Origin of the sequence: Acidiphilium sp. C61 (genome assembly GCF_905116885.1) — a bacterium.
Classification (GTDB): domain Bacteria; phylum Pseudomonadota; class Alphaproteobacteria; order Acetobacterales; family Acetobacteraceae; genus Acidiphilium.
Genome location: NZ_CAJHNI010000005.1, coordinates 2,967,850 through 2,993,135 on the forward strand (window position 1 = coordinate 2,967,850; position 25,286 = coordinate 2,993,135).

Here is a 25,286-nt window from a genome sequence, read left to right on the forward strand (position 1 = left end):
TATTTCCGAAGGCCGCCGCGCATTGCCGGCGGCCTTTCGCCGTTCGGCGCCGCGCCTCACTCCCCGCCCAGCAGCCTGCCGTAATAGCGGTGCGCCTCCGCCGGCAGCTCCGGCGTCTGGTCGCGGCGGATCAGCGCGTTCTCGATCTGCCGCGCGGTGGAATGCAGCCCCGCCTTGCCGAGGCTGACATCGCTGGCGTTCTGGTTGCCGAACGCGCCATCGCCGCCGGCCGCGTTCTGCCCCGCCGCCACCTGCCCGCCGCCCGCCGGGCTCTGTCCCGCCATCGCCGCCAGCGCGCCCGCCGCCTGTTGCAGTGCGGCGATCGCCTGCCGCTCGCCGGAAAGCGCGGCCGGAATATCGCCGGTGCCGAGCGCGTTACGCGCGGCGGTCATCGCCCGCTGGCCCTGGCCGAGCGTGGACTGGCCGGGCAGGCCGGCCCCCTGCATCGACCGGGCGGCGGCGGCAAGCTGGCTGCGCAGCCCCTCCTGACTCTGTGCAAGGCCCGCAGCACCGGGCTGCGCCGGTAAAGCGGGCTGGCCACCCGGCGCCGGCATCGCGTCGCGCCGCGCGGTCCGGTCCATCAGCTTCGCTTCCCCGCGCATGATCGCGGCCAGCCGGCGTGCGGCCGCTTGCCGCTGCTGCTGTTGCTGTTGCTGTTGTGCTGCCGCCGAACCGCTCGCCTGCGGCGCGGTCAGCCGGTTCAGCATCTGCCTGAGCCTTGCCATGTCGCGCTCGGCCTGCGCCGTCTGCCCGGAGGCCAGCTCCTGCCGGATCTGGTGCGCCAGCCGGTCGATCGCCGCCCGCTGCGCCGCCTGCTGTGCCTGATCGCCGCGCGCGGACCGTGGCGTGGCGTCCTGCCGCGCCTGCATCGCCCGGTCGAGCCGCTGCATCAGCTGCCGAAACCGCGAAGGCGCCGTCTTCTGGCCGGACATGGGATGGGATAATTCCCGGGAAAGCTCATCCCGCAGCGCCTGCGCCGCCGCGTCGAGCTGGCGCGTCGCCTCGTAGGCGGTGCCAAGCTCGGCGCGCTGCACCAGCGTCCACAGCCCCGCCTCGGCCTGAGCGTAATCCGGGGTTTTCGGCCCGAATCCGGCGGCGAAATGGGCGAGTGCCGCGCGCGTCTCCGGCGTCAGCTTGCCCGGCGGCGCGGCGGCGAGGCTGCGGAGCCGCGCACCGAGCGCCGCGCGCCCCGGGGTGCCGCGCGCCAGCGCCTGGCGGATCGCCTCCAGCGCCCGCGCCGTCGGGTCGTGCAGCGCGGGCGCGGGCAGGAGGAGTTGCGCCGGCGCCGATGAGCCGGTCTGGCCGTCGCGGTTCACCGCCTCCAGCGTCGCCGCCACCTTCATGCCGGCGAGCGGGCTGGCCAGCAGGTCGAGCCGGGCGCTACCGGCGAAATCCTCGCCCTGCGGCTTTGCCACCGGCAGGGCGGCCCGGTCGGCGACGCCCCCCGGCGCCTCCACCGGCCGCAGCACGAGGCCGAGACGGGTCAGCCCGTAGCGGCTGCTGCCGCGCCAGGCGAGGCCGACGCGCCGCGCCGCCGGGGTCGGCGCCGGTGGCGCGGCGAAGCCGATTCGCGGCGGTGTCGGCGCGATCACGGTGATCGTCTTCCGGGCGATCCGGTCCCAGAACGGCCCGATGCTGAGCGTCGTCGAGCGGTCGAGCGTCTGCTGCGCGCGGAAACTGCCGGTGCCGATCCCGGCGAAACCCAGCGCCTTGCCGCCGATCCAGGCCGCCGGCGCGGCATTGCCGGCGCCGGTGACGATGATGGCGAGCGTGGAGCCGGCAAGTGCCGTCACCTTGTCCGTGCCGGCGCCGATCAGGCGCGGCGTCGCCCCCGCCCAGCGCGGCGGCGTGATCCAGGCCTGTACCGCAAGGCCCGGCCGGGCGAAGGGCGAGGTGAACTCGACACTGGCCGCGAGCCGCGATCCGGCCTGCGATCCGGCGGCGATCCAGGCGGCGATCACGCCGAGCAGGAGCAGGAAGCGCAGCGCGAACGGATCGTGTGCGGCGAAATCCGGCCGTGGCAAACCCACCCTGGCGGTGGCGAGGGCGCGATCGGTGCGGGCGCGATGCGCTTCCCAGAGCGGTGCCGCGCCGGCCAGCGCCGGCTCGTCGCCAAGGGCTGCGAGCGGGCGGTGCGGCAGGCGGGAATCGCGCTCGATCCTTCGGTCGGCTGCCTCCGGCGCGGGCGGGCGATAGTGCGTGATCGCGTGGCGCAGCGCGAGGCCAAGGCCGATCAGCGCGGCGAGATCGGCCCGCCAGCCGCCGAACCCGGCAAGCCCGACGATGAGGAATATCGCGATTACGCCGGCCGGCAGCATCGCGGCGAGGGCGACGGCCTCGATCACCAGAACGCGGCGCGCCCGCCGCCGCAGCCGGGCGAGGCGCGTCGCCGGCATTACCGGCGCTGCGGCACGATCTCGTCGCGCCAGAGATCGTCGAGCGCCTGCCGCCGGCGGATCAGCTGCGGCGCGCCATCGGCGATCATCACCTGGGCTGCCAGCGGCCGACCGTTATAGGTGCTGCTCATCGTCGCGCCATAGGCCCCGGCATCGAGCAGGGCGACCAGCGCGCCGGGCGCGAGATCGGGCAACTCGTAACTGCCGAACCGGTCGCTGCTCTCGCAGACCGGGCCGACCGCCTCGGCCGGCAGCGGCGCGCCGGCGGCATCGGCGGCGGCGACGGGGACGATGCCGTGAAGCGCGCCATAGAGCGCCGGGCGCATCAGGTCGTTCATCCCGGCATCGAGCACGACGAATCGCTCGGCACCGGCGCGCTTGACGAGCGTCACCCGGGCGATCAGCACGCCGGCCGGGCCGACCAGCCAGCGGCCGGGCTCGACGATCAGCTCCAGATCCTGGCCGCCGAGCACGCGGCGCACCATCGCCGCCTGCGCCGCGAAGGGGAAGGCGGCGCCGTCGTCATAGGGAATGCCGAATCCGCCGCCGAGATCAAAGCGGCGCACCGCCAGCCCCTCGCCGCGCAGCGTCTGGATCAGCCCGAGCACCCGCTGATACGCCGCCTCGAAGGCGGCGGGGGCGAAGATCTGGCTGCCGATATGGGTGGAAAACCCGACCGCCGCGATGCCGGGCAGGATGGCGGCGCGGCGGTAGAGCGCGCCCGCGTCATCGAAGCCGATGCCGAACTTGTCGCCCTTGCGGCCGGTGCTGATCTTGTCGTGCCCGCCGGCGGCGACATCCGGGTTCACCCGCAGCGCGACCGGTGCCGCACCCCCCATCGAAGCGGCGATGCCGGAGATCATCTCCAGCTCCTCGGCGCTCTCGACGTTGATCTGGCCGATCCCGGCTTCGAGCGCGCGGCGCAGCTCATCCTCCCGCTTGCCCACGCCGGAGAACACCATCGCCCCCGGCGCGATCCCGGCGGCGGCGGCGCGGGCGAACTCGCCGGCACTGGTCACATCCGCCCCGGCGCCGCCGGCCCGGACCAGGCTCAGAATGGCGAGATGGTCGTTCGCCTTCACCGCGTAGCGGATCGCCGGCGCCAGCCCCTCGGCTGCGAACGCGGCGCGCAGGCCGGCGAGCCGCCCCTCGATCGTCGCGGCGCTATAGACCCAGCTCGGCGTGCCATGGGCGGCGGCGATGGCGGCGAGCGGCACGCCATCGAGGCACAGCCCGTCCATCGCGTGGAACGACAGGTTCGGCCGGGCGGCAACGAGGCGGCGCCAGGCCTGGTCGCTGGTGAGGGCGTTCATCATTCGGAGGGATATTGGTGCGGATAGGTGATCTGCCCCGCCGGGCCGGGCGGCGAGGGCGCGCCGGCGCGGCCGCAGGCGGCGAGGGCGGCGCAGGCGAACAGGACGAGCAGCAGCCCGCGGGTCATGCCAGCGCCTCCTGCCAGCGCGCCGCGGCGCGGGCGACATTGTCCGGCGCGGTGCCGCCCAGGGTACGCCGCGCGGCGACCGAGGCCTCGATGGTCAGCACGTCATACACCGCCTCGGTGATCCGCGGCTCGATCTCCTGCATCACCGCGAGCGGCAGGGCGACGAGGTCGAGCCCGCGCGATTCCGCCGCACTCACGATCTGCCCGGTGACGTGATGGGCGGTGCGGAAGGGCAGGCCGAGATCGCGCACGAGATAATCGGCAAGATCCGTCGCGGTGGCGAAATCGGCGCCAGCCACCGCGCGCATCCGTGCTGCGTCCGGCTCCATGTCGCGCACCATGCCGGTCATCGCGGCCAGGCACAGCTCGGCGGCGTCGGCGGCGTCGAACACCGGCTCCTTGTCCTCCTGCATGTCCTTCGCATAGGCGAGCGGCAGCCCCTTCATCACCGCGAGCAGCCCGGTGAGCGCGCCGAAAATCCGCCCCGCCTTGGCCCGGGCCAGCTCGGCGGCGTCAGGATTGCGCTTCTGCGGCATGATCGACGAGCCGGTGGTATAGGCGTCGGACAGCCGGATGAAGCGATAGGGCGCGCTGGTCCAGATGATGATCTCCTCGGCGAAGCGCGAAAGATGCACCGCGAGGATGGAGAGGGCGGACAGGAATTCAAGCGCGAAGTCGCGGTCGGACACCGAATCGAGCGAATTCGCGGTCGGCCGGTCGAAGCCGAGGGCGGCGGCGGTCATGCCGCGATCGATCGGGAAGGTGGTGCCGGCAAGGGCCGCGGCGCCGAGCGGGCATTCGTTCAGCCGCCGGCGCGCATCGGCAAGGCGGCCGCGGTCGCGCCCGAGCATCTCGACATAGGCGAGCAGGTGATGCCCGAGCGTCACCGGCTGGGCGGTCTGCAGATGGGTGAAGCCGGGCATGATCGTCGCCGCGTGCTCGGCCGCGCGGTCCGCCAGCGCGCGCATCAGCCCGCGCACCTGCTCGTCGAGACTGTCGATCGCCTTGCGCACCCAGAGCCTGAAATCGGTCGCCACCTGGTCGTTGCGGCTGCGCCCGGTATGCAGCCGCCGCCCGGCCTCGCCGATCCGCGCGACCAGCCAGGCCTCGATATTGGTATGGATGTCCTCGAGTGCGGGGTCGAAGGTAAAGGCGCCATCGGCGATCGCCCCGGCGATCTCGCCGAGCCCGGCGCGGATCGCCGCCTCGTCCTCGGTCGAGATGATGCCCTGCGCCGCCAGCATGCCGGCATGGGCGAGGCTGCCCTCGATATCCTCCTGCCAGAGCCGCTGGTCGAACCCGATCGAGGCGTTGATCGCCTGCATCACGGATGCGGGACCGGCGGCGAAACGTCCGCCCCATTGCAGGCGGGATGGTTGCGCTCCGGCCGGTTCGGCACCAGAATTCGTCGTATTCGGATTGGAAGAGGTATCGGCGGTCATGCGTTTCGGGCTTTCTCGGCGGCGGTTCGCGCAACTGGGTGCGGGTCTTGTCCTGCCTGACTTAACTTCGCTCGCCGGGATCGGCAAATCCGCCGCGGCGATGACGCTGCCGGATGTCGGCCCCAATCTCGACGCCACCGTGCCGCAGCCGGTGCCGGATTTCCATTTCCTCGACGCCTCCGGCCGGCGGATGACGCTGGCCGCCTTCCGCGGCGAGGGGCTGGTGGTGAATTTCTGGGCCACCTGGTGCCCGCCCTGCCGCGCCGAACTGCCGACCCTGCTGGCGCTCGACCCGAAGATCCGCGCCGATGGCCTGCGCGTCCTGCCGATCTCGGTGGACAGCCAGGGGATCAAGGCGGTGCGCCCCTATTTCGCCCGCCACCACATCACCGGCGTGCCGATGCTGCTCGACCCGAGTTCGAGCGCGCTCGATGCGTTCAACATCGGCGGCATCCCCTTCACCGTGATCGTCGACCGCGCGGGGCAGATGGTCGCCTCGCTGCAAGGGGCGGGGGATTGGGACACGCCGGCGACCATCGCGCGGCTGCGCCGGCTGGTGGGGCCGAAATCGCACGCCGCACCGTCCACCACGTCGACCTGATCCGCCGCGCCGGCTCTTGCCGCGCCGCGATCCGGCTGATAGGCCGCGCCTGAGGCAGAACCGGGACAGAGAACGATGGCTGAAAACACCGTAAAGAAAGTTGTGCTGGCCTATTCGGGCGGGCTCGATACCAGTGTCATTCTCCGCTGGCTGCAGACCGAGCGCGGGGCGGAGGTCGTCACCTTCACCGCCGATCTCGGCCAGGGCGAGGAGCTGGAGCCGGCGCGGCGCAAGGCCGAGATGTTCGGCGTCAAGGAAATCTTCGTCGAGGATCTGCGCGAGACCTTCGTGAAGGATTTCGTCTTCCCGATGTTCCGCGCCAACGCGCTCTACGAGGGCCAGTATCTGCTCGGCACCTCGATCGCCCGGCCGCTGATCGCGCAGCGCCAGATCGAGATCGCCGAGGCGGTGGGGGCGGATGCGGTGGCCCATGGCGCGACCGGCAAGGGCAACGACCAGGTCCGCTTCGAACTCGCCTATTACGCGCTGAAGCCGGATGTGAAGGTCGTCGCCCCCTGGCGCGAGTGGAACCTGACCAGCCGCACGAAGCTGCTCGAATTCGCCGAGGCGCACCAGATCCCGATCTCCCGCGACAAGCGCGGCGAGGCGCCGTTCTCGGTCGATGCCAACCTGCTGCACTCCTCCTCCGAGGGCAAGATCCTCGAAGACCCCGCCGAGGCGCCGGACGAGATCGTCTACCAGCGGACGATCAGCCCCGAGGCGGCGCCGGATGTGGTCACTGAAATCAGCATCGATTTCGCGCAGGGTGATGCGGTCGCGCTCAACGGCGTCTCACTCTCGCCGGCCACACTGCTGACCAGGCTCAACGAGCTGGGCCGCGACAACGGCATCGGCCGGCTCGATCTCGTCGAGAACCGGTTCGTCGGCATGAAGTCGCGCGGCATCTACGAAACCCCGGGCGGCACGATCCTGCTCGCGGCGCATCGCGCCATCGAGAGCATCACGCTCGACCGCGAGGCCGCGCATCTGAAGGACAGCCTGATGCCGCGCTATGCCGAGCTGATCTATAACGGCTTCTGGTTCAGCCCCGAGCGGCGGATGCTGCAGGCACTGATCGACGCCAGCCAGAACTCGGTCACCGGCCGGGTGCGCCTGAAACTCTACAAGGGCAACGTGATCGTCGCCGGCCGCGAAAGCCCCAACTCGCTCTACTCGGCGCGGATGGTCACCTTCGAGGATGACGAGGGCGCCTACAACCAGCAGGACGCGGCGGGCTTCATCAAGCTGAACGCCCTGCGCTTGCGCCTGGGCGGCGCCATCGGCCGGCGCGGCGGCGCGCTGTAAAACCTTTCCGGCTGCATGAAAACGGGAGATTCATCCATGGATAATGTTTCGGAAAATATACAATTTTTACTTGAAAAGATAAATATTCTAGAATCAAAATTAAATAAAATTGAGAGCACCTTTCTGTCGTCAAATTATCTTCCACAGCCTCCATTTAATGAAAATAATAATACAAGTTTTATGAAATATTCAACCTGTTCATCAACTGATTTTTTTAATCCAAAATTTAATAAAATTTGTAATAAACTTAAAACACCTTTTGGATTTCATAGAAAATTATGGGAGTGGGTATTTATAATCCATCATTTAGAAAAAAATAACATCTTAAGGCAAGAGAAAAAAGGTCTGGTTTTTGGGGTTGGGACTGAGAGATTACCGTCTCTTTTTGCTAGTATGGGAGCTTTAATTGTTGCGACCGACGCGCCGCCAGAAATTGGTGATGCTTGGAAGGGTGGAAATCAGTTTAGTGAAAATCTTTCTGGACTCTATTTTGAAGACTTAATTGACTATCATAATTTTGAAAGACGTGTTTCGTATAAAACTTGCGATATGAATAATATAGATAGAGAATTTGTAGATTTTGATTTTAATTGGTCATCATGCTGCTTCGAGCATCTCGGTTCACTCGAAAATGGTATGAATTTTGTTAGAGTCCATTTCGAATCGGATTATTAACGAGCCAATCTGCGTAGCAGGAGAATGCTGGACGCGGCGTAGAGGAAGGCCTCGACACTCTCGATAGTGGCTTCGAAATCCTTTGCCAGCCGCCTGTTGCGATTGATCCAGGCGAAGAACCGTTCGACGACCCAGCGTCGAGCGATGACGGCGAAGCCGACCTGGTTGTTGGCCTTGCGCACCACCTCGATGCGGATCGGGCTGGCGTCGGCGACACGGGGCCCGGCATAGCCGCCATCTGCGTAGCCCAGCGCCACAAACGGCCAACTCGCACGCGACGCACGGAGCAGCGGTCCAGCCCCGTCACGATCCTGGATGGCCGCCGAATGGGCCTGCAGCTTGAGCGCCCGGCCGTCGGTATCGACCATGGCGTGCCGCTTGCGCCCCTTGATCTTCTTTCCAGCATCGTACCCCCGCGTGCCGCCACTCTCTGTCGTCTTGACGCTTTGACTGTCGATCACGGCCGCCGTCGGACTGGCCTCGCGACCCACCCTCTCGCGGTCGCGCATCACCAGATGGTGGTTGATCCGCTCCCAGGTGCCGTCGTCGCGGAACCGGGCAAACCAGCGATACGCCGTGGGCCACGGCGGAAAGTCCTTCGGCAGCAGGCTCCAGGCAATCCCACCACGCAAGACGTAGAAGATCGCGTTGACAATCTCGCGCATCTCCCACTTCCGATGCCGGCCGCATCGGCTCGGCGCGGGCAGGAACGGCGACAGGAGCAACCACTCCGCGTCGGTCACGTCACTTCCATAGCGCAGTCCGGTGCGGCTATGCTGCGCACGGGTGGTTGGCGTCCACATGGTGTCTCCGGCAAGGCTTCGAACACCTGCCCGGAATCACATTTGGCCCAACCATCCAACCCCTCATCAAAAACGTTCCGACCCCATTCCGAAATGGCCTCTTATAAATGCAGTAGAAAAAACACTAAAACCAAATGGACTTGCAGTTCATACCACTGAATTCAATCTTTCATCGAATAATGATACTCTTGAAACAGGTCATACTGTTATCTATCGAAGGCGAGATATTGAGGAATTGGTAAATCATCTTGAAAAACGTGGTCATTCTGTTGAAAGTTTTGTAATTGCACCTGATAGTCATCCATTAGATTTTCATGTCGATATTCCTCCTTATACACATGCTCCACATATCCGACTTATGTACGAAAAATATATTGTTACATCTGTTGGTTTGGTCATAAAGCGTGGCCGTAATTGATGAAATAGGATGTACTCCAGTCTGCTCCACAATCGCCACATTTCCACCATCGCCGGGCCATCTCTTGCCCGCATGGAGTTTTCATGGCTGCGTGCGGTCCGGTCCGGTCGGTCCGGCGAGAGATGCAGTCCATTTGTGGAGGAGCAGAGCATGACCCCGATCCCATCCCGCCTTTCCCCGCGCCGCTCCGGCGCTGCCGTCGCTGCGGTTGCGATGGCACTGGCGCTGGCCGGCTGCACCAACCCCTATGATCCCGGCCAGCGCGCCCTGGGGGGAGCGGCGATCGGCGCCGGCACGGGGGCCGCGATCGGGGCGGCCACCGGCGGCAGCCCCGCGACCGGCGCGCTGATCGGCGGCGCGGTCGGCGCCCTCGGTGGCGCGCTGACAACCCCGCAACCCGCCCCGCCGCCCGGCGCCTATGGCACCTATCGTCGCCCCGACGGGCCGCAAGGCGACCAGTATCGCCAGTACAACCAGTATCGGCAGGACGGCCAGTATCAGCAGGGCAACCAGTATCCGCAGGATGGCCAGTATCAGCAGGGCAACCAGTATCCGCAGGATGGCCAATACCGGCAGGATCACCGTGACCGCTACAACAACGGCGCTCCTGACCAGGGCAACCCGTACAACCAGGGGACTCCCTACAATCAGGGCAACCCCTATAATCAGGGAACCCCCTACAATCAGGGTAACGGCTACCAGAACGGCCAATATTAGAGCATCTCCCGATCCTCACGGATCGGATGTCGTGCTCTATCTCGTTGATAACCAGAGCGTCTTTATCCGATCAGGTGGCTCCATCTGATCGGATGATGCTCTGTCCGCGCCGCCGGTCCGCCGGCCTATTCGTCCACGTAGGGGTTCTTGGTGCCGCGCAGCGAAAGCCGGATCGGCGCGCCCTCGAGGCCGAACCGCTCGCGCAGCGAGTTCACCAGGTAGCGCTGGTAGCTGTCCGGCGTCAGCTCCGCCCGCGTGCCGAACACCGCGAAGCTCGGCGGTCGCGCCTTCACCTGGGTGATATAGCGCAGCTTGAGCCGCCGACCTTCGACCAGCGGCGGCGGAAACCGCTCCAGCGCGCTCTCGAACCAGCGGTTGAGCGCGGAGGTGGTCACCCGCGTGTTCCAGATCCGGTCCGCCTCGCGCACCGCCGGCAGCAGTTTCCTGACGCCCTCGCCGGTTTCGCCCGAAAGCGGCACCAGCGTGATCCCCTTCATCTGCGAGAGCGAGTGCTCGAGCCGTTCGAGAATGGCGCGGCGGGTGCGGTCGCGGTCTTCCACCAGGTCCCATTTGGTCAGCGCGATCACGCAGGCGCGCCCCTCGCGCTCGATCAGCCGGGCGATTGTGAAATCCTGATCGTGCAGCCCCTCATGCGCATCGATCGCGAGCACCACCGTATCGGCGAATTTCAGCGCCTCGATCGTCGATGAGGTCGAAAGCCTCTCCAGCCCCGCCTCGACCCGCGCGCGCCGGCGCAGCCCGGCAGTGTCGAACAGCCGGTAGACCCGCCCGTCCGAATCGGTCAGCTCGGCGGCGATCGCATCGCGCGTCAGGCCCGGTTCGGGGCCGGTGATCACCCGCTGTTCGCCCAGCAGCCGGTTCATCAGCGTCGACTTGCCGGCATTCGGCCGCCCGACGATGGCCAGATGCAACGGCCGCTCGCCATCCTCCTCCGCAGCGCCGTCCGCCTCCGGCAGCGCCTCGACGATGCGGTCGACCAGGTCGGAGACGCCCTCGTTATGCTCGGCCGAAACCGGCACCGGCTCGCCGAGGCCGAGCGCATAGGCCTCCAGCGCCGCATTGCTGCCGCTGCGCCCCTCCGCCTTGTTGGCGACGACGATCACCGGCTTGCCCGCCCGGCGCAGCCAGGTGGCGAAATGCCGGTCCTCCGGCAGCAGCCCGGCGCGGGCGTCGAACACGAACAGCACGAGATCGGCCTCGTCCACCGCCGTCCCGGTCGAGGCGCGCATCCGCCCCGGCAACGTGTCCGGCGGCGCTTCCTCCAGCCCTGCGGTGTCGATCAGCTGCACCTTCACCCCGGCAAGCTCACCCCAGGCTTCCTTGCGGTCGCGCGTGACCCCCGGCTCGTCGGCGACGAGCGCGATGCGCTTGCCCGCCAGCCGGTTGAACAGGGTGGATTTGCCGACATTCGGCCGCCCGCAGATCGCGACCCGCGGGGTGCGGGCAGGGGAGGTGGTCATCGATACGCGGTCAGCACCGCGTTGCGGGTCAGCGCGAACAGCGTCCCCGCAGCGGTGATCGCGGCGAGGTCGGCCTCGCCATTGAGGGCCAGACCCTGGTCGGGCGGGGTGAGCAGCCGGCCGGTCACGGCGTCGACCACGATCATCCGCCGGTCCGAGCCGGTCAGCAGCAGCCCCGCGCCGGCCACCAGCGGGCCGTGCCAGGTGAGCGGCTGGCGCCGCCGCGCCGGATTGCCATAGGCCGGCAGGTCGGTCACCCAGCCGACGACGCCGTCCGCCACCCGGATCGCCGCGAGGCGCTGCCCCTCGGTCAGCAGGAACAGCCAGTCGCCGGCAATGGCGGGGGTCTCGCCGCCGCCGGCGCCGATGCTCCAGATCCGCCGTCCCGAGCGCAGGTCGAAGGCGACGGTGGTGCCGGCGAGCCCGGTGGCGATCGCCAGCCCCCCGGCGATCACCGGGCTCGCGACGATGCTGGAGACATCGAGCGGATTGGTCTGGTCGTAGCCCGCGGCAAGGCTCTGCTCCCACACGGCGGAGCCGCCGGTAGCGTTCACCCCGGCCAGCACGCCCGAGCCGAAGCCGGCGACCACGATGCCATCCTGATAGGCCGGCGTGCCGGCGCCGAACATCGACCCGGCGGCGCCAGTCCCGGTCGGGAACCGCCAGGCGAAGGCGCCGGTCTTCGCATCGAAGGCCTGGAGCGTGTTGTCGAGCATGGTCACGAAGATCATCCCGCCGCCGAGCCCGGGGGCCGAGCGGAACGGCTGATCGAGCGTCTTGGTCCAGCGCGGCTTGCCGCTCGCCGGATCGAGGGCGAGGAGCTGGCCGAAGCCCGAGGCGACATACAGCGCCGCGTCATCCGCCGCGATCCCGCCGCCATAGGCGAAGCTGTTGTCGTGTCGCGGGCGCATCGGGCGCCGCCACAGCCGGTGCCCGTCGGCAACCGCGCGGGCCTCGACCACGCCATTGGCATCCATGGTGAACACCCGCCCGGCGGCGACCACGGGGGCTGCGTGCAGCGTGCGGCGATAGGTCGCGCCAGCGCCGACATCGTCGCGCCAGGCCATGCGCAGCCGCGCGGGCAGGGCGCTCACGCCGGCATCATGCGCGGCGGTGGCGCCGGCCTGGCCCCAGACCGTCCGCGTCTGCGGCGCCGGCAGCGTCACCGGTGGCGCCGCGGCGCCGGCGCGCAGCGGGTTGTGCGGCGGCAGCACCGGGATCTTGCGGCCCGGCACAGGCGGTTTCGGCGGCGTCGAGAGCAGGCCGCAGCCCGAGAGCATCGCCAGCGAGGACAGCAGCGCGCCGCGCCGCCCGATGGTGGAAAGGGCGCGAAGATCGGTCATGGTCCGGAGGGTCATCCCTTCAGTTTCGCAATCAGGCCCTGGGCGAGATTGCGCAGATTGGGCGCGGAGGCGGGATTGGCGCTGACCTCCGCCAGCAGCGCGCTGGCAGGGGCGGTCTTGCCGGCCTTGATGTCGAGCAGGGCGAGATCGAGCTGGGCCAGCGGCTGCCACGGATTGCCGGGCCGGTTCAGCGTCTGCAGCCCGGCGCGGGCGGCGGCATCGTCCTTCGCCCCCATCTCGTGCTGCGCGCCGAGCAGGATCGCGAGATCGCGGATCGTCGGCAGCGCGCCGCTGCCCGGTGCCGCGATCGCCGACCACTGGCGCTGCGCGGCCTGGCCATCGCCGCCCTGCTCATAGAGCGCTGCGGCGCGCAGCCGGGCGAGATTGGCATAGCCGGCCGGCGCGGTGGCGGCATATCCCGCGAGGCGCTTCGCATCGGCGAGATCGCCCGCCTTGGTCGCTCCGCCAGCCTGCTGGCCGATCTCGGCGATCAGCGCGGTGTAGCCTTCCGCCGCCCGCACATCGAGCTGATGGCGGTGCCACTGCCACGCCTTCCATCCGCCGATCGCGGCCAGCACGACCAGTGCGGCGGCAGCCATCGCGCCGGCATACCGGACGAGGAACTGCCGCGTGCGCTCGGCACGCAGGTCTTCGGCGACTTCATCGAAAATATCGGGCACTCGGGCTCTCGCTCGCTTGGCGCCGGGGAGGGGTATCCCGCGGGCTGGATCGGGTCATCGCGGCGGACCATAGCCGCGCGCGGCACGTTGGGCAACGTAACCAGGTCTTCATTTTTTCATGGCATTCTGCTGCCAATGCGACGAATGCTTGTCATGCTCTGTGCAATTCCGCTCGCCGGGTGCGGCATCGGCGCGGGTGCCACCGTGGCCGCGAATGTCGTCACCCTGACCACGATCCACCGCACCGTGCCGGATGCGGTCGTCTCGCTGGTCACCGGGCGCGACTGCTCGATGGTCCGGCTCGACCGGGACAAGAGCTATTGCGCGCCGAAATACATCCCGCCGCCGCCGCCGCCCTACTGCACCCAGACCCTGGGCGTCCCCGAATGCTGGGCCGATCCCGAAAAACTGCCGGACCACGCGCCGGAAATCGCCGAAGGCCCCTACCGCCTGACCACCCGCGCGCAGATCGAAAGCGCCGAGGGTCGCTGGCCCTAGAGCACTTTCCGATCCGATTGGATCGGATGTAGTGCTCTATCTTTTTGATAAATAGAGCATCATCCGATCGGATAAGGATGCTCTGTTTATCGATATGATAGGGCACGCCTCCCGCCCGGCATCACGGATCATGCCGCGTCCCGAACAACATCCGCAACGACAAACGCCGCCCCTGGGGGGGCGGCGTTCGCGTTGGTCCTGCGGAGCAAAGGCGCCGCCCGGCATCGCCCGGACCCGGCATGGCGCCGGAGCCGGGCGCGCGCCGGTTCAGTTCTCGCCCTGCGCCTGCTGGTTGCGGCGGCGGATGGCGGCGCCGAGGATGTCGCCGAGCGAGGCGCCCGAGTCGGACGAGCCGTAATCGGCCATCGCCTGCTTCTCCTCGTCGATCTCCTTGCCCTTGACCGTGAGCTGCAGCTTGCGCGCGGCGCGGTCGACGGCGGTGATCTTGGCGTCGATCTTCTCGCCCGGAGCGAACTTCTCCGGCCGCTGATCGGCCTTGTCGCGGGCGAGTTCGGCGCGGCGGATGAAGCCGGTGAGAACGTCGTCCACCTTCACCTCGAGGCCGTTCGCCTGCACGGCGGTGATCACGCAGGTCACGATCATGCCCTTGTGGACACGGTCGAGCACGCCGGCGGCGGGATCTTCCTCAAGCTGCTTCACGCCGAGGCTGATGCGCTCCTTCTCGACATCGACGTCGAGAACCTTCGCCTTGACCATGTCGCCCTTGTTGAACTTCGCCATGGCAAGTTCGCCCGGCTCGTCCCACGACAGGTCGGACATGTGGACCATGCCGTCGATCTCCGGCGCGAGGCCGACGAACAGACCGAACTCGGTCATGTTGCGGATCTCGCCTTCGACGATCGAGCCAACCGGATGCTCGTCGAGGAACTGCTCCCACGGGTTGCGCTGGACCTGCTTGAGACCGAGCGAGATGCGGCGCTTGCCGGCATCCACGTCGAGCACCATGACCTCGACTTCCTGGCTCGTCGCGACGATCTTGCCGGGATGCGCGTTCTTCTTGGTCCACGACATCTCGGAGACGTGCACGAGACCCTCGACGCCCGGCTCCAGCTCCACGAAGGCGCCGTAGTCGGTGATATTGGTGACCCGGCCGGTCGCCTTGATTCCGGGCGGATACTTGACGTCCACGCCTTCCCAGGGATCGGTCTCGAGCTGCTTCATGCCGAGGCTGATGCGCTGCGTGTCCGGGTTGAAGCGGATCACCTGCACCCGCACCGGCTGGCCGATGGTCAGCGCCTCGGCCGGATGGTTGATGCGGCGCCAGGCGATGTCGGTCACGTGCAGCAGGCCATCGACGCCGCCGAGATCGACGAAGGCGCCGTAATCGGTGATGTTCTTCACCACGCCATCGAGGATCTGGCCTTCCTTGAGGCCCTGGATCAGCTCGCTGCGCTGTTCCGCCCGGGTTTCCTCGAGCACGGCGCGGCGCGAGACCACGATGTTGCCGCGCGCGCGGTCCATCTTGAGGATCTGGAACGGCTGCTGCACGCCCATCAGCGGGGTGACGTCGCGCACCGGGCGGATATCGACCTGGCTGCCCGGCAGGAACGCCGTGGCGCCGCCGAGATCGACGGTGAAGCCGCCCTTGACGCGGCCGTGGATCACGCCGTTGACGCGGGCCTGCTGCTCATAGGCGCGCTCCAGCGCCGTCCATGCCTCCTCGCGACGCGCCTTCTCGCGCGACAGCACGATCGAGCCGTCCTTGTCCTCGTAGCGCTCGATATACAGGTCGAACGTGTCACCGGACTTGATCTCCTGGCCACCGAATTCCTTCAGCGGCACGCGGCCCTCGCTCTTCAGACCGACATCGACGACGACGAAATCATCATCGATGCGCGACACCCGGCCAGAGACGACCGAGCCCTCGAAGCCGGTATTGCTGCCGAGCGTGCTGTCGAGCAGCGCGGCGAAATCCTCGGTGCCGGAATTATGATCAGCGCCCTGCGAGCGCATGGCAGTTGCGGTTGAACCCATGAAGCGGTTTGAATCCTTGAAACGAGACCGTCTTGCGGCCGGTTTGGCTGGCGCGCCGCGCGGAGTTTCATCCGGTGCGGTCACGACTGTCCGGATCTGTCCGGACGAGGTTTCGGGTGCCGCCGTGGCGGACCGTTCCGGGGCGGCGCCGGCACTCCGCGAATCCCCCGAGCGGGAAATCCGCAGAACCGCGCGCTGTTCCGGCCGGGATAGTCCAATTCGTCCCGGCATCGGTCTGGCGACAAGCCGTGGACACCATGTCCGCGACTGTCGCGGGAATAGGCTTTTTCGCCCGGATTTGCAAGCTTTCCCGCACGTTTCGCCGCGCGCGGGCGGGCCAGAGGCTTCGCGGCGCCGAATCACATGCTATAAGCCGGCCCCGATGACGCATTCGCAGACTCCGGCTCGGCCGGCCCGCCTCACCCCCTCGCAGCCGCGCACGCGCCGGCGCCGCCCGCGCGCGCTGCCGGCCCTGCTCCTGCTCTCGCCGCTCGCCCTCGGCGGTTGCGGCCTGTTCGGCGGCAGCGCCAAGACCGGCGCCGACGCGGCCGCGCACAAGCACGCCGCCAAGCCGCTGCAACCGGCCGACGCCCTCTATGCCGAGGGCATCGCCCAGCTGCACAAGGGCGAGAACAAGAAGGCCGCCCAGCTCTTCGGCGAGATCGAGGTCAATTACCCCTACTCGACCTGGGAGAGCCACGCCGAGCTGCTCCAGGGCTACGCGCAATACCGCCGGCAGAATTTCGACTCCGCGGTAAGCGCGCTGAACCGCTTCATCGAGCTGCACCCGGCAAGCCCCGAAGCCGCCTACGCCTATTACCTGAAGGCGCTCTGCTTCTACGAGCAGATCGAGGACGTCCAGCGCGACCAAACCTTCACCCTCGAAGCCGCCCAGGCCTTGCAGGACGTGGTCTCCCGCTTCCCCGACAGCGCCTATGCCCGCGACGCCCGGATCAAGCTCCGCCTGGTCGAGAACCGTCTCGCCGGCCACCAGATGGAGATCGGCCGCTTCTACCAGCGGCAGAATCTCTACGCCGCGGCGATCAGCCGCTACCAGGTCGTGGTCCAGCAATACCAGACCACGACCTTCGCCCCCGAGGCGCTGGACCGGCTGGTGGAGTGCTATCTCGATCTCGGGCTGGTCAAGGAAGCGCGGCGGAACGCCGCCGTGCTCGGCCACAATTACCCCGGCTCGCGCTGGTACCTTCACGCCTATGACACGCTGCGCCGGCACGGGCTTGTGACCGACGCGGCGAAGCCGAAGGCCACGGGCGGGTTCCTCTTCGGCCTGCTCTGACCGGGGGCGGGCGGAGCCATGCTCACGGCGCTGTCCATCCGCGACGTCGTCCTGATCGACCGGCTGGATATCGGCTTCGAACCGGGCCTGACCGTCTTCACCGGCGAAACCGGCGCCGGCAAGTCCATCCTGCTCGATTCGCTCGGCCTCGCCCTGGGCGACCGCGCCGATGCCGGGCTGGTGCGCGCCGGCGCGGCCCGCGCAGTGGTCACCGCCTCCTTCGCCATTCCCGCCACCCATCCGGCGCTGGCGCTGCTGGCCGAGCAGGGGATCGAGACCGGCGATGAAATCCTGCTCCGCCGCATCGTCGCGCGCGATGGCAAGTCCCGCGCCCTGGTCAACGACCAGCCGGTGAGCGTGGCCCTGCTGCGCCGGGTCGCGGACCTGCTGATCGAGATCCAGGGCCAGCACGCCCAGTTCGGCCTGACCGACCCCGCAACCCAGCGCGAGATGCTCGACCGCTTCGGCGTCGCGCCCGCGCTGCGCGACGAGGTGGCCGCCGCCTTCTCCACCTGGCGCGCGGCGGAGGCGGCGCGCGAAGAGGCCGAGGCCGCGCTCGATGCCGCGCGGCGCGACGAGGAATTCCTCCGCCACGCGGCCGACGAACTCGCAACACTCGCGCCGCGCGCCGGCGAGGAGGAGGAACTCGCCGCCGCCCGCCAGCGCCTGCAAGGGGCGGAGCGCCGCGCCGAGGCGATCGGCGGCGCGCTTGCCGAGCTTGCCCCGCGCGAGCGCCGCTCCGCCGGACCGGCGGCGACGCTGCGTGCGGCCGCCCGCGCGCTCGCCCGCATCGCCGAGGCCGAGCAGGGCGCGTCGATCGGCCCCGCGCTCGCCGCGATCGAGCGCGCCGAGGAAGCCCTGGCCGAAGCCGAAACCCTGCTCTCCCGCGCCGTGTCCGAGGCCGAGGCCGATCCGCGCGGGCTGGAGGCGATCGAGGAGCGGCTGTTCGCCCTGCGCGGCATGGCGCGCAAGCACGCGGTGCCCGTCGTCGAACTGCCCGCCCTGCTCGAACGGTTCCGCGCCCGCCTCGCCACGCTCGATGCCGGCACCGAGGCTCTGTCCCGCGCCGAGGCGGCGAGCCGCACCGCCCGCACCGCCTATGGCGCGGCGGCCGCGACGCTGAGTGCCGCCCGGCAGGCGGCGGCCGAGCGCCTCGCCGCCGCCATCGCCGCCGAGCTTCCCCCGCTCCGGCTCGATCGCGCCCGCTTCCTCGTCGCCCGCACCGACCTCGCGGAGGCGCAGTGGAACGCGAACGGCGCCGATTCGGTGCGCTTCCTCGTCGCCACCAATCCCGGCAGCGCGCCCGGCCCGCTCGACAAGGTCGCCTCCGGCGGCGAGCTGTCCCGCCTGCTGCTGGCGCTGAACGTGGTGCTGGCCGGCGAATCGCCCGTCGCCGCCCTGATCTTCGACGAGGTGGACAGCGGCATCGGCGGCGCCACCGCGGCGGCGGTGGGCGATCGCCTCGCCCGGATCGCGCGCGACACCCAGGTTCTTGTCGTCACCCATTCGCCGCAGGTCGCCGCCCGCGCCGATTCCCACTTCCAGGTCAGCAAGGCGAGCGGGCGCGACCGCGCGATGACGCTCATCAGCCGGCTTGACGCCGCCGCACGGCAGGAGGAAATCGCCCGCATGCTTGCCGGAGAAACGATTACCGATGCCGCGCGCGACGCCGCGCGCAGCCTGCTGGGCCACTCGTGAGCGCCCGCCCGCCTGGCCTGCCCGATGCGGCCGACCCGCAGGCCCGCCTCGCCGAGCTGCTCGCCCGCCTCGCCGCGGCGGACGCCGCCTATTACCGCGACGATGCGCCGATCATGGACGACGCCGCCTATGACGCCCTGCGGCGCGAGGCCGAGTCGCTGCGCGCCGCCCATCCCGAAAGCGCCGCAGCCCTCGACCAGGTCGGCGCCACCCCCTCCGGCGCCTTCGGCAAGCTGCGCCACCGCGTGCCCATGCTCTCGCTCGACAACGTGTTCGAGCCTGCGGATTTCGCCGAATTCTGCGCCAGCATCCGCCGCTTTCTCGGCCTCGGCGTGGCCCCGCTCGCCTTCGTCGCCGAACCCAAGATCGACGGCCTGTCGATCTCGCTGACCTACGGGAACCGCCGCTTCATGCGCGGCGCCACGCGCGGCGACGGCACCGAGGGCGAGGACGTCACCGAAAACCTCCGCACCCTGCGCGAGCTGCCCGCCACCCTGCCGGACGACGCGCCCGATTTCATCGAGATCCGCGGCGAGGTCTACATGACCAAGACGGATTTCATCGCCCTCAACCAGGGCCAGTCCCGCCAGTTCGCCAACCCGCGCAACGCCGCAGCCGGCAGCCTCCGCCAGCTCGACCCCGCGATCACCGCCGCCCGCCGCCTCTCGCTCTTCGCCTATGCGCGGGGGGCTGCGAGTGCTGCGGTGGGCGCGACCCATTGGGACTATCTCGCCACGCTGCGGCGCTGGGGCTTCCCGGTCAACCCGCTGGCCGAACGGGTGAGCGAGGCGCAGGCCGAGGCGTTCCAGCGCTCGGTGGCCGAGCGCCGCGCCGGGCTCGACTACGATATCGACGGCGTCGTCTATAAAATCGACGATCTCGCGCTGCAGGAGCGCCTCGGCTTCGCCGGCCGCGCACCGCGCTGGGCGGTGGCCTGGAAATTCCCCGCCGAGCGGGCGCTGACCACCCTGCGCGGGATCGACATCCAGGTCGGCCGCACCGGCGCGCTCACCCCCCGCGCCCGGCTCGACCCGGTCAATGTCGGCGGCGTGCTGGTCAGCCACGCGACCCTGCACAACGAGGACGAGATCGCCCGCAAGGATGTGCGGATCGGCGACACGGTGGAGCTTCAGCGCGCCGGCGACGTCATCCCGCAGATCCTCCGCGCCCTGCCCGAGCGCCGGCCGGCCGATTCGGTGCCCTTCGTCTTCCCCGATCACTGCCCGGCCTGCGGCGCGCTGGCGATCCGCCCGGCCGGCGAGGTGGTGCGCCGCTGCACCGGCGGGCTGAGCTGCCCGGCCCAGGTGGTCGAGCGGCTGATCCATTTCTGCGCGCGCCCCGCCTTCGACATCGAGGGGATGGGGGAGCGGACGGTCGAGCAGTTCCACGCCCTCGGCTGGCTCCGGAGCCCTGCGGATATTTTTGCCATGCGCGACCGCGAGGCCGCGATCGCGGCACTGGAGGGCTGGGGCGAGGTTTCGGCGCGCAAGCTCGTCGCCGCGATCGAGGCGCGCCGGCGTGTGCCGTTCGCCCGCTTCATCTTCGCCCTCGGCATCAGGCGGATCGGCGAGCAGAACGCCAAGCTGCTGGCCCGCCACTATTCCTCCTATGCCGCCTGGCGCCAGCAGATGGAGCAGGCCGGCGTGATCGGCTCGGATGCGCGGCTGGAACTCGGCTCGATTTCCGGCATCGGCCCGTCGATCGCCGAGGAACTCGCCGGCTTCTTCGCCGAGCCGCACAACCGCGACCTGCTCGACCGGCTGGTGCCGACGCTGACCATCGAGGACGAGGTTGCGGCGGAAGGCGGCGCGCTCGCCGGCAAGACGATCGTCTTCACCGGCACGCTGGAAACGCTGACCCGCCCGGAGGCGAAGGCGCGGGCCGAGGCGCTGGGCGCCAAAGTCACCGAATCGGTCTCGAAAAAGACCGATTTCGTCGTGGTGGGGGCGGAAGCCGGCTCGAAGGCGGCAAAGGCCGCGAGCCTCGGCGTGACCATGCTGAGCGAAACTGAATTCCGCGAGATCGCGGGGTTGTAGAGCACTTTCCGATCCTGATGGATCGGATGTAGTGCTCTACTCTCTAATAACTTGAGCACGTTCCGATCCATCAGGATCGGATGCCATGCTCTATCTTGTTGCCAGGCAGAACACGCCCCGATCCGGATGGATCGGCGGTCTGCAGCACTCAGTCGTCCCGCTGGATGCGTTCCTGCCGCTCGTGGCGTTCCTGCGCCTCGATCGACAGGGTCGCGATCGGCCGCGCCATCAGCCGCTTCAGCCCGATCGGCTCGCCGGTTTCCTCGCAATAGCCATAGGTGCCGTTCTCGACCCGCGCCAGCGCCTGGTCGATCTTGCCGATCAGCTTGCGCGCGCGGTCGCGGGTGCGCAGTTCGAGCGCGCGGTCGGTCTCGACGCTCGCGCGGTCGGTGATGTCGGGCTCGAGGATGCCGCCTTCGGACAGGCTGGCGAGGGTTCCGTTCGCCTCCATCAGCAGGTCGTGCCGCCAGCGGAGCAGCTTCTGCCGGAAGAACTCGACCTGGGTCGGGTTCATGAACTCTTCATCATCGCTCGGGATGTAGTCCGGTGCAAGAGTAATTAACATGACTGTCACTTCCTCCAACGCACGGGCCCCGGGGTCAGTAAGGGTGAGGCCTCAGGCTGGCGGCTTATACCCGTGCCGACCGCCGCCGCCAAGGGCGGGGAGGGTGCAATTCACCTTATGGTCACAACCTGCCGTGGCGGGCGAGCTCGACCCGCGCGCGCAGGCGGATGGCGCCGACGATGGCGCGCAGCGCCGGGTCGGCCGGTAGCTCGATCTCTGCAGCACTCCGCGCCAGCGCGTCGAGATCCGGCGCGCCGCCGCCGAGAACCGCCCGTTGCAGCGCGGCCAGCGCGCCGAGCGCGCGTTCGCCGGCGCGTTTCGCTGCTCCCTGCCGGCGGGCCTCGCCGCCCTCGTCCTGCAACCCGATCAGCGCGGCGATGCTCACCGGGGCGAGGGCGGCGGTGGCGTGCTGCGCCGGGGCGGCGAGGCTGAAGCTCTCGCCGGCCGGCCGCGCCGTGCCGCCGCGCGCGGTGCCGCCGATGCCGCCCGGCCCGCCCAGTCCTGAAACCCGTGTCATCCTCACCTCCCTGGGCGCCTCGCGCGGGCGCGCCGCTTTCACCCGGCTGAATCCTTCCTTAGCTGCAAAATATTAACCTTTTCCTGCGAAACTCCGCCGCGTGACCAAAATGATCGCGCCAGATGACCCGAAATTTCTTTGATATCTCCTTCCGCGGCCGCCATCGCTGGCGCGCGGCAATTCTGCTGCTCTGGGCAGCTTTCTATCTGCTGTTCGCCTGCGCGCGGCCGGCATTCGCCGAGGTGCGGATCAAGGACATCACCGACATCCAGGGGATCCGCAACAACCAGCTGGTCGGCTACGGGCTGGTGGTCGGTCTCAAGGGCACCGGCGATTCGCTCAACAACTCGGTGTTTACCCGCCAGTCGCTGATCGGCATGCTCGAGCGCCTCGGCGTCAACACCCAGAGCCAGGCGGCCAACCTGCAGACCAAGGACATCGCCGCGGTGATGGTGACGGCGAACCTGCCCGCCTTCGTGCATAGCGGCGAGACGATCGACGTCACGGTCTCGGCGATGGGCGATGCGACCGACCTGACCGGCGGCACCCTGCTCGTCACCCCGCTGCTCGGCGCCGATGGCCGGGTCTATGCCGTGGCGCAGGGCTCGCTGGTCACCGGCGCGATCCAGGCGGCGGGGGCGAACGCATCCTTCACCCAGGGTGTGCCCACCGTCGGCCGCATCACCAATGGCGCCATCGTCGAGCGCTCGGTGAATTTCAAGCTTGCCGCGCAGAAGCAGCCCAAGCTCGAACTGCGCAACCCCGATTTCACCACCGCGACGCGCATTGCCCAGGTCATCAACGCGCGGCTCGGCCCCGGCATCGCCACGGTCGACGATCCGCGCACCATCACCCTCGACCTCGAGGGGCGCAACGTCGTGCAGAACCTCGCCGATATCGAGGATCTGCGGGTCCAGCCCTCCACGCCGGCGGTCGTCGTCGTCGACGAGGCGACGGGCACGATCGTGATGGGGGCGAATGTTCGCATCAGCACCGTCGCCATCGACGAGGGCAACATCACCGTCACGGTAAAGAACACCCCGGTGGTCAGCCAGCCCAACGCGCTGGCCGGCGGCAACACGGTCTCGACCGCGCAGACCTCGATTTCCGTCAAGAAGGGGAAAGGCAAGAGAATGGACATCGTCCAGGGCAATATCAGCCTGCAGCAGCTGGTCTCCAGCCTGAACGCGCTCGGCGTTGCGCCGCACGACATGATCAGCATCCTCCAGGCGATCAAGGCGGCCGGCGCCCTGCAGGCGCGGCTGGTCGTGCAATGAGCCTGAGCCCGATCCCCGGCGCCGCATCGGCCGTTTCACTCGATCAGCTCACCAGGCCCGTAGCAACCCCGCCCGCCCGCGGCACCGCGCCGATGAGCAATCAGGCCATCGTCCAGGCCGCCCACAAATTCGAGGCGATGGCGATCGCCCAGCTGCTCAAGCCGATGTTCGCCTCCGCCGGCTCCGCCGCGGCACCGTTCAGCGGCGGCGCGGTGGAAAAATCGTTCCGCCCCTTCTTCATCAACGCGGTCGCGAAATCGATCGAGGCGCGCGGCGGCCTCGGCCTCGCGCCGATGATCGAACAGGCGCTCCTGGCCGAGCGCGACAGCACCAAGCCCCAGCCCGCCACGGCGACCTCCCCTTCCAGCTCCGTCCCCGCCCCCGGCGGATCGGTCGCCCCATCCTTATCCCCAGGAGCCGGATCATGAACACCGAAACCTCGCCCTGCGGCCCCATCGCCGCCGCGGACGCCCTTGCCGCCATTCTCGAGGAAGAAAACCGCCGTCTTTCCCTGCACGATTTCGCCGCCAGCGCCACGCTGGAAGCGGCCAAGCGCGGGGCCATCGCCGCGTTCGAGGCGGCGATGGAAGCCGGCGCGAAGCTGCCGCCGCGCGAGCGCCGGCAGGCCGAGGCGGCGCAGCGCCGGCTGGAGAAGGCGGTCAGCGCCAATGGCGCGCTCCTGCGCGATGCGATCGAGACCCAGCAGCGCGTGATCCGCACCGTCATGCAGGCGCTCGACAACAGCCGCGCCGCGGTCGAGCCGCTGCAATCCTACGCGCAGGACGCCGCCGGCAGGCCGGTTCCGCCGGTCGCCTTCAACCTGCGCGCCTGATCGCGCCACACCTCTCTGGCACGCCTCTCTGGCCAGATCGGGGCGGCTGTGGCATGGCCGGCAAATGAAGCTGATCCTGATCACGGAAGCCCCGTTCGACTCGGTGACCGGGGCCTCGTTCTACCATCGCCGCCTGCTCACCGCCTGGCGCGAGGCGGGCGGCGGCGTCGAGATCTTCGCGCTCGATCAACCGGTCGGCCCCGATTTCGCCGATCGGCTGCGGCTGGATGGCCCGATCCTGCTGGAGGGCGCGGCCTTCGCCCATGCCCGCGCCGCGATCCCGGCGCTGCAGGCGCGCGGCGCCTTCGCCCTCATCCATCACCCGACCTCGCTCGAACCCGGCACGCCGGAAGATGTGCGGCAGGCGTTCAAGTCGCTGGAGCGGGAGGCGTTGCCCGGCTTCGCCCGGGTCATCGCCGCGAGCGAGCCGATCGCCGGGCGCCTGTCCGCCGAATTCGGCGTGCTGCACGACCGGATCAGCGTTCTCGTCCCGGGTACCGACCGCTACGAATGCCGCACGCTCAACCCGGTCCTGCCCGATGGCAGCCCCTGCGCGGTGCTTTCCCTCGGCACGCTGACCTATCGCAAGGGGCACGATATCCTGATCCGCGCGCTCGCCTCGCTGCACGATCTCGACTGGCGGCTGGTGATCGCCGGCGAGCTGCGCGACCCTGATTATGCCGAGGGTCTCGACCGGCTTGCCGCCGAGCTTGGCGTCGCGGCGAGGGTCGAGCGGCGGGGCCCGCTCACCGGCAGCGCGCTGGAGAATGCCTGGGCCGAAGCCGATCTCTTCGCCCTCGCCACCCGCTTCGAGGGGTTTGGCATGGCGGTCGCCGAGGCGATGGCGCGGGGCCTGCCGGTCGCGATCACCGATGGCGGTGCCGCCGGCGAACTGGTGCCGACCGGGGCAGGCATCGTCGCTCCGGTGGATGACGTGGCCCAGCTGGGCAAGGCGATGCGCCGGCTCGTCTTCAGCCCCGCGCTGCGGGCGCAGATGGGGGCGATCGCCTGGAAACACGCGCGCGGCCTGCCCCATTGGCCGGACCAGGCCCGGGCGCTGCGCGGTCTCGCGGCGGCCTGACCGCCGCCGCCCGGCATAGCATCGGCCTGACCGCCGCCGCCCGGCATAGCATCGGCCTGACCGCCGCCGCCCGGCATAGCATCGGCCTGACCGCCGCCGCCCGGCATAGCATCGGCCTGACCGCCGCCGCCCGGCATAGCATCGGCCTGACCGCCGCCGCCCGGCATAGCGGCGGCCTGACCGCCGCC

The 25,286-nt window shown here is 69.0% G+C and carries 24 protein-coding genes; 13 read left to right on the plus strand and 11 right to left on the minus strand.

The annotated features are described in order from the left end of the window. Positions 1-56: 56 nt before the first annotated feature. Genes HUW10_RS16720 through argH form a run of 4 tightly spaced genes read right to left on the minus strand, consistent with a single transcriptional unit; the run spans position 57 to position 5,279 of the window. Entirely contained in the window at positions 57-2,396 is a 2,340-nt protein-coding gene (locus HUW10_RS16720) for a DUF4175 family protein (RefSeq protein WP_174504501.1), read from the minus strand. Next, positions 2,396-3,712, minus strand: a complete 1,317-nt coding sequence (gene lysA, locus HUW10_RS16725) for a diaminopimelate decarboxylase (protein ID WP_174504502.1) — start codon at positions 3,710-3,712, stop codon at positions 2,396-2,398. The genes HUW10_RS16720 and lysA overlap by 1 nt, the downstream gene beginning before the upstream one ends. Then, positions 3,709-3,837 (minus strand): hypothetical protein, encoded by a 129-nt coding sequence (locus tag HUW10_RS18485; protein WP_255540109.1) that lies wholly within the window; start codon positions 3,835-3,837, stop codon positions 3,709-3,711. The genes lysA and HUW10_RS18485 overlap by 4 nt, the downstream gene beginning before the upstream one ends. Next, complete coding sequence (argH, locus tag HUW10_RS16730) at positions 3,834-5,279, minus strand: argininosuccinate lyase (RefSeq protein ID WP_174504503.1); 1,446 nt, start codon at positions 5,277-5,279, stop codon at positions 3,834-3,836. Before argH ends, HUW10_RS18485 begins: the two co-directional genes overlap by 4 nt. Here argH and HUW10_RS16735 point away from each other — a divergent pair. From HUW10_RS16735 to HUW10_RS16745, 3 genes are all read left to right on the plus strand, one after another. Next, positions 5,278-5,880 (plus strand): TlpA disulfide reductase family protein, encoded by a 603-nt coding sequence (locus HUW10_RS16735; RefSeq protein ID WP_174504504.1) that lies wholly within the window; start codon positions 5,278-5,280, stop codon positions 5,878-5,880. The genes argH and HUW10_RS16735 overlap by 2 nt on opposite strands. 75 nt (positions 5,881-5,955) lie before the next feature. Next, positions 5,956-7,185 (plus strand): argininosuccinate synthase, encoded by a 1,230-nt coding sequence (locus HUW10_RS16740; RefSeq protein ID WP_174504505.1) that lies wholly within the window; start codon positions 5,956-5,958, stop codon positions 7,183-7,185. Positions 7,186-7,221: 36 nt separating this feature from the next. Next, positions 7,222-7,860, plus strand: a complete 639-nt coding sequence (locus HUW10_RS16745) for a hypothetical protein (RefSeq protein WP_174504506.1) — start codon at positions 7,222-7,224, stop codon at positions 7,858-7,860. On the opposite strand, the gene HUW10_RS16750 is transcribed toward HUW10_RS16745, so the two are convergent. Beyond that, positions 7,857-8,663, minus strand: a complete 807-nt coding sequence (locus HUW10_RS16750; protein WP_011930548.1) for an IS5 family transposase — start codon at positions 8,661-8,663, stop codon at positions 7,857-7,859. The two genes, HUW10_RS16745 and HUW10_RS16750, sit on opposite strands and share 4 nt — an antisense overlap. Here HUW10_RS16750 and HUW10_RS16755 point away from each other — a divergent pair. Together HUW10_RS16755 and HUW10_RS16760 are read left to right on the plus strand one after the other, a co-directional pair. Next, complete coding sequence (locus HUW10_RS16755) at positions 8,662-9,081, plus strand: hypothetical protein (protein ID WP_174504507.1); 420 nt, start codon at positions 8,662-8,664, stop codon at positions 9,079-9,081. The genes HUW10_RS16750 and HUW10_RS16755 overlap by 2 nt on opposite strands. Before the next feature lie 150 nt (positions 9,082-9,231). Further along, positions 9,232-9,798, plus strand: coding sequence for a YMGG-like glycine zipper-containing protein (locus HUW10_RS16760; protein ID WP_174504508.1), 567 nt, complete (start codon positions 9,232-9,234; stop codon positions 9,796-9,798). 125 nt (positions 9,799-9,923) lie between these two features. On the opposite strand, the gene der is transcribed toward HUW10_RS16760, so the two are convergent. Genes der through HUW10_RS16775 form a run of 3 tightly spaced genes read right to left on the minus strand, consistent with a single transcriptional unit; the run spans position 9,924 to position 13,302 of the window. Then, positions 9,924-11,279, minus strand: a complete 1,356-nt coding sequence (gene der, locus HUW10_RS16765; RefSeq protein ID WP_174504509.1) for a ribosome biogenesis GTPase Der — start codon at positions 11,277-11,279, stop codon at positions 9,924-9,926. Continuing rightward, positions 11,276-12,622 (minus strand): PQQ-binding-like beta-propeller repeat protein, encoded by a 1,347-nt coding sequence (locus tag HUW10_RS16770; protein WP_236656468.1) that lies wholly within the window; start codon positions 12,620-12,622, stop codon positions 11,276-11,278. Before HUW10_RS16770 ends, der begins: the two co-directional genes overlap by 4 nt. A gap of 11 nt (positions 12,623-12,633) precedes the next feature. Next, the gene (locus HUW10_RS16775) at positions 12,634-13,302 is read right to left on the minus strand and encodes a tetratricopeptide repeat protein (RefSeq protein ID WP_174504511.1); all 669 of its coding nucleotides are present in this window, start codon (positions 13,300-13,302) and stop codon (positions 12,634-12,636) included. A gap of 135 nt (positions 13,303-13,437) precedes the next feature. Here HUW10_RS16775 and HUW10_RS16780 point away from each other — a divergent pair, with 135 nt between their 5' ends. Further along, complete coding sequence (locus HUW10_RS16780; protein ID WP_236656470.1) at positions 13,438-13,800, plus strand: hypothetical protein; 363 nt, start codon at positions 13,438-13,440, stop codon at positions 13,798-13,800. Between the two features lie 267 nt (positions 13,801-14,067). On the opposite strand, the gene rpsA is transcribed toward HUW10_RS16780, so the two are convergent. Next, complete coding sequence (gene rpsA, locus HUW10_RS16785; RefSeq protein ID WP_174504512.1) at positions 14,068-15,795, minus strand: 30S ribosomal protein S1; 1,728 nt, start codon at positions 15,793-15,795, stop codon at positions 14,068-14,070. A gap of 382 nt (positions 15,796-16,177) precedes the next feature. On the opposite strand from rpsA, the gene HUW10_RS16790 reads away from it, so the two are divergent. From HUW10_RS16790 to ligA, 3 genes are read left to right on the plus strand one after another with little or no spacing between them, the layout of a single operon-like run. After that, positions 16,178-17,092, plus strand: a complete 915-nt coding sequence (locus HUW10_RS16790) for an outer membrane protein assembly factor BamD (protein WP_236656472.1) — start codon at positions 16,178-16,180, stop codon at positions 17,090-17,092. 18 nt (positions 17,093-17,110) lie between these two features. Further along, positions 17,111-18,790: a DNA repair protein RecN gene (gene recN / locus HUW10_RS16795; RefSeq protein WP_174504513.1), complete on the plus strand. Its 1,680-nt coding sequence runs from the start codon at positions 17,111-17,113 to the stop codon at positions 18,788-18,790. Then, positions 18,787-20,826, plus strand: a complete 2,040-nt coding sequence (gene ligA, locus HUW10_RS16800; RefSeq protein ID WP_174504514.1) for an NAD-dependent DNA ligase LigA — start codon at positions 18,787-18,789, stop codon at positions 20,824-20,826. Before recN ends, ligA begins: the two co-directional genes overlap by 4 nt. Positions 20,827-20,974: 148 nt before the next feature. On the opposite strand, the gene dksA is transcribed toward ligA, so the two are convergent. Together dksA and HUW10_RS16810 are read right to left on the minus strand one after the other, a co-directional pair. Beyond that, on the minus strand, positions 20,975-21,391 hold the full coding sequence (gene dksA / locus HUW10_RS16805) for an RNA polymerase-binding protein DksA (RefSeq protein WP_174504515.1): 417 nt from the start codon (positions 21,389-21,391) through the stop codon (positions 20,975-20,977). 121 nt (positions 21,392-21,512) lie between these two features. Next, the gene (locus HUW10_RS16810) at positions 21,513-21,908 is read right to left on the minus strand and encodes a flagellar assembly protein FliX (protein ID WP_174504516.1); all 396 of its coding nucleotides are present in this window, start codon (positions 21,906-21,908) and stop codon (positions 21,513-21,515) included. A 122-nt stretch (positions 21,909-22,030) separates the two neighbouring features. Here HUW10_RS16810 and HUW10_RS16815 point away from each other — a divergent pair, with 122 nt between their 5' ends. The 4 genes from HUW10_RS16815 to HUW10_RS16830 all read left to right on the plus strand — a co-directional run bounded on the left by HUW10_RS16815 (position 22,031) and on the right by HUW10_RS16830 (position 25,098). Continuing rightward, on the plus strand, positions 22,031-23,185 hold the full coding sequence (locus tag HUW10_RS16815) for a flagellar basal body P-ring protein FlgI (RefSeq protein ID WP_174504517.1): 1,155 nt from the start codon (positions 22,031-22,033) through the stop codon (positions 23,183-23,185). Next, positions 23,182-23,613, plus strand: a complete 432-nt coding sequence (locus tag HUW10_RS16820; protein ID WP_174504518.1) for a rod-binding protein — start codon at positions 23,182-23,184, stop codon at positions 23,611-23,613. The genes HUW10_RS16815 and HUW10_RS16820 overlap by 4 nt, the downstream gene beginning before the upstream one ends. Beyond that, complete coding sequence (locus HUW10_RS16825; protein WP_174504519.1) at positions 23,610-24,017, plus strand: hypothetical protein; 408 nt, start codon at positions 23,610-23,612, stop codon at positions 24,015-24,017. Before HUW10_RS16820 ends, HUW10_RS16825 begins: the two co-directional genes overlap by 4 nt. A gap of 64 nt (positions 24,018-24,081) precedes the next feature. Beyond that, entirely contained in the window at positions 24,082-25,098 is a 1,017-nt protein-coding gene (locus HUW10_RS16830) for a glycosyltransferase family 4 protein (protein WP_174504520.1), read from the plus strand. The last annotated feature ends 188 nt before the right edge of the window (positions 25,099-25,286 follow it).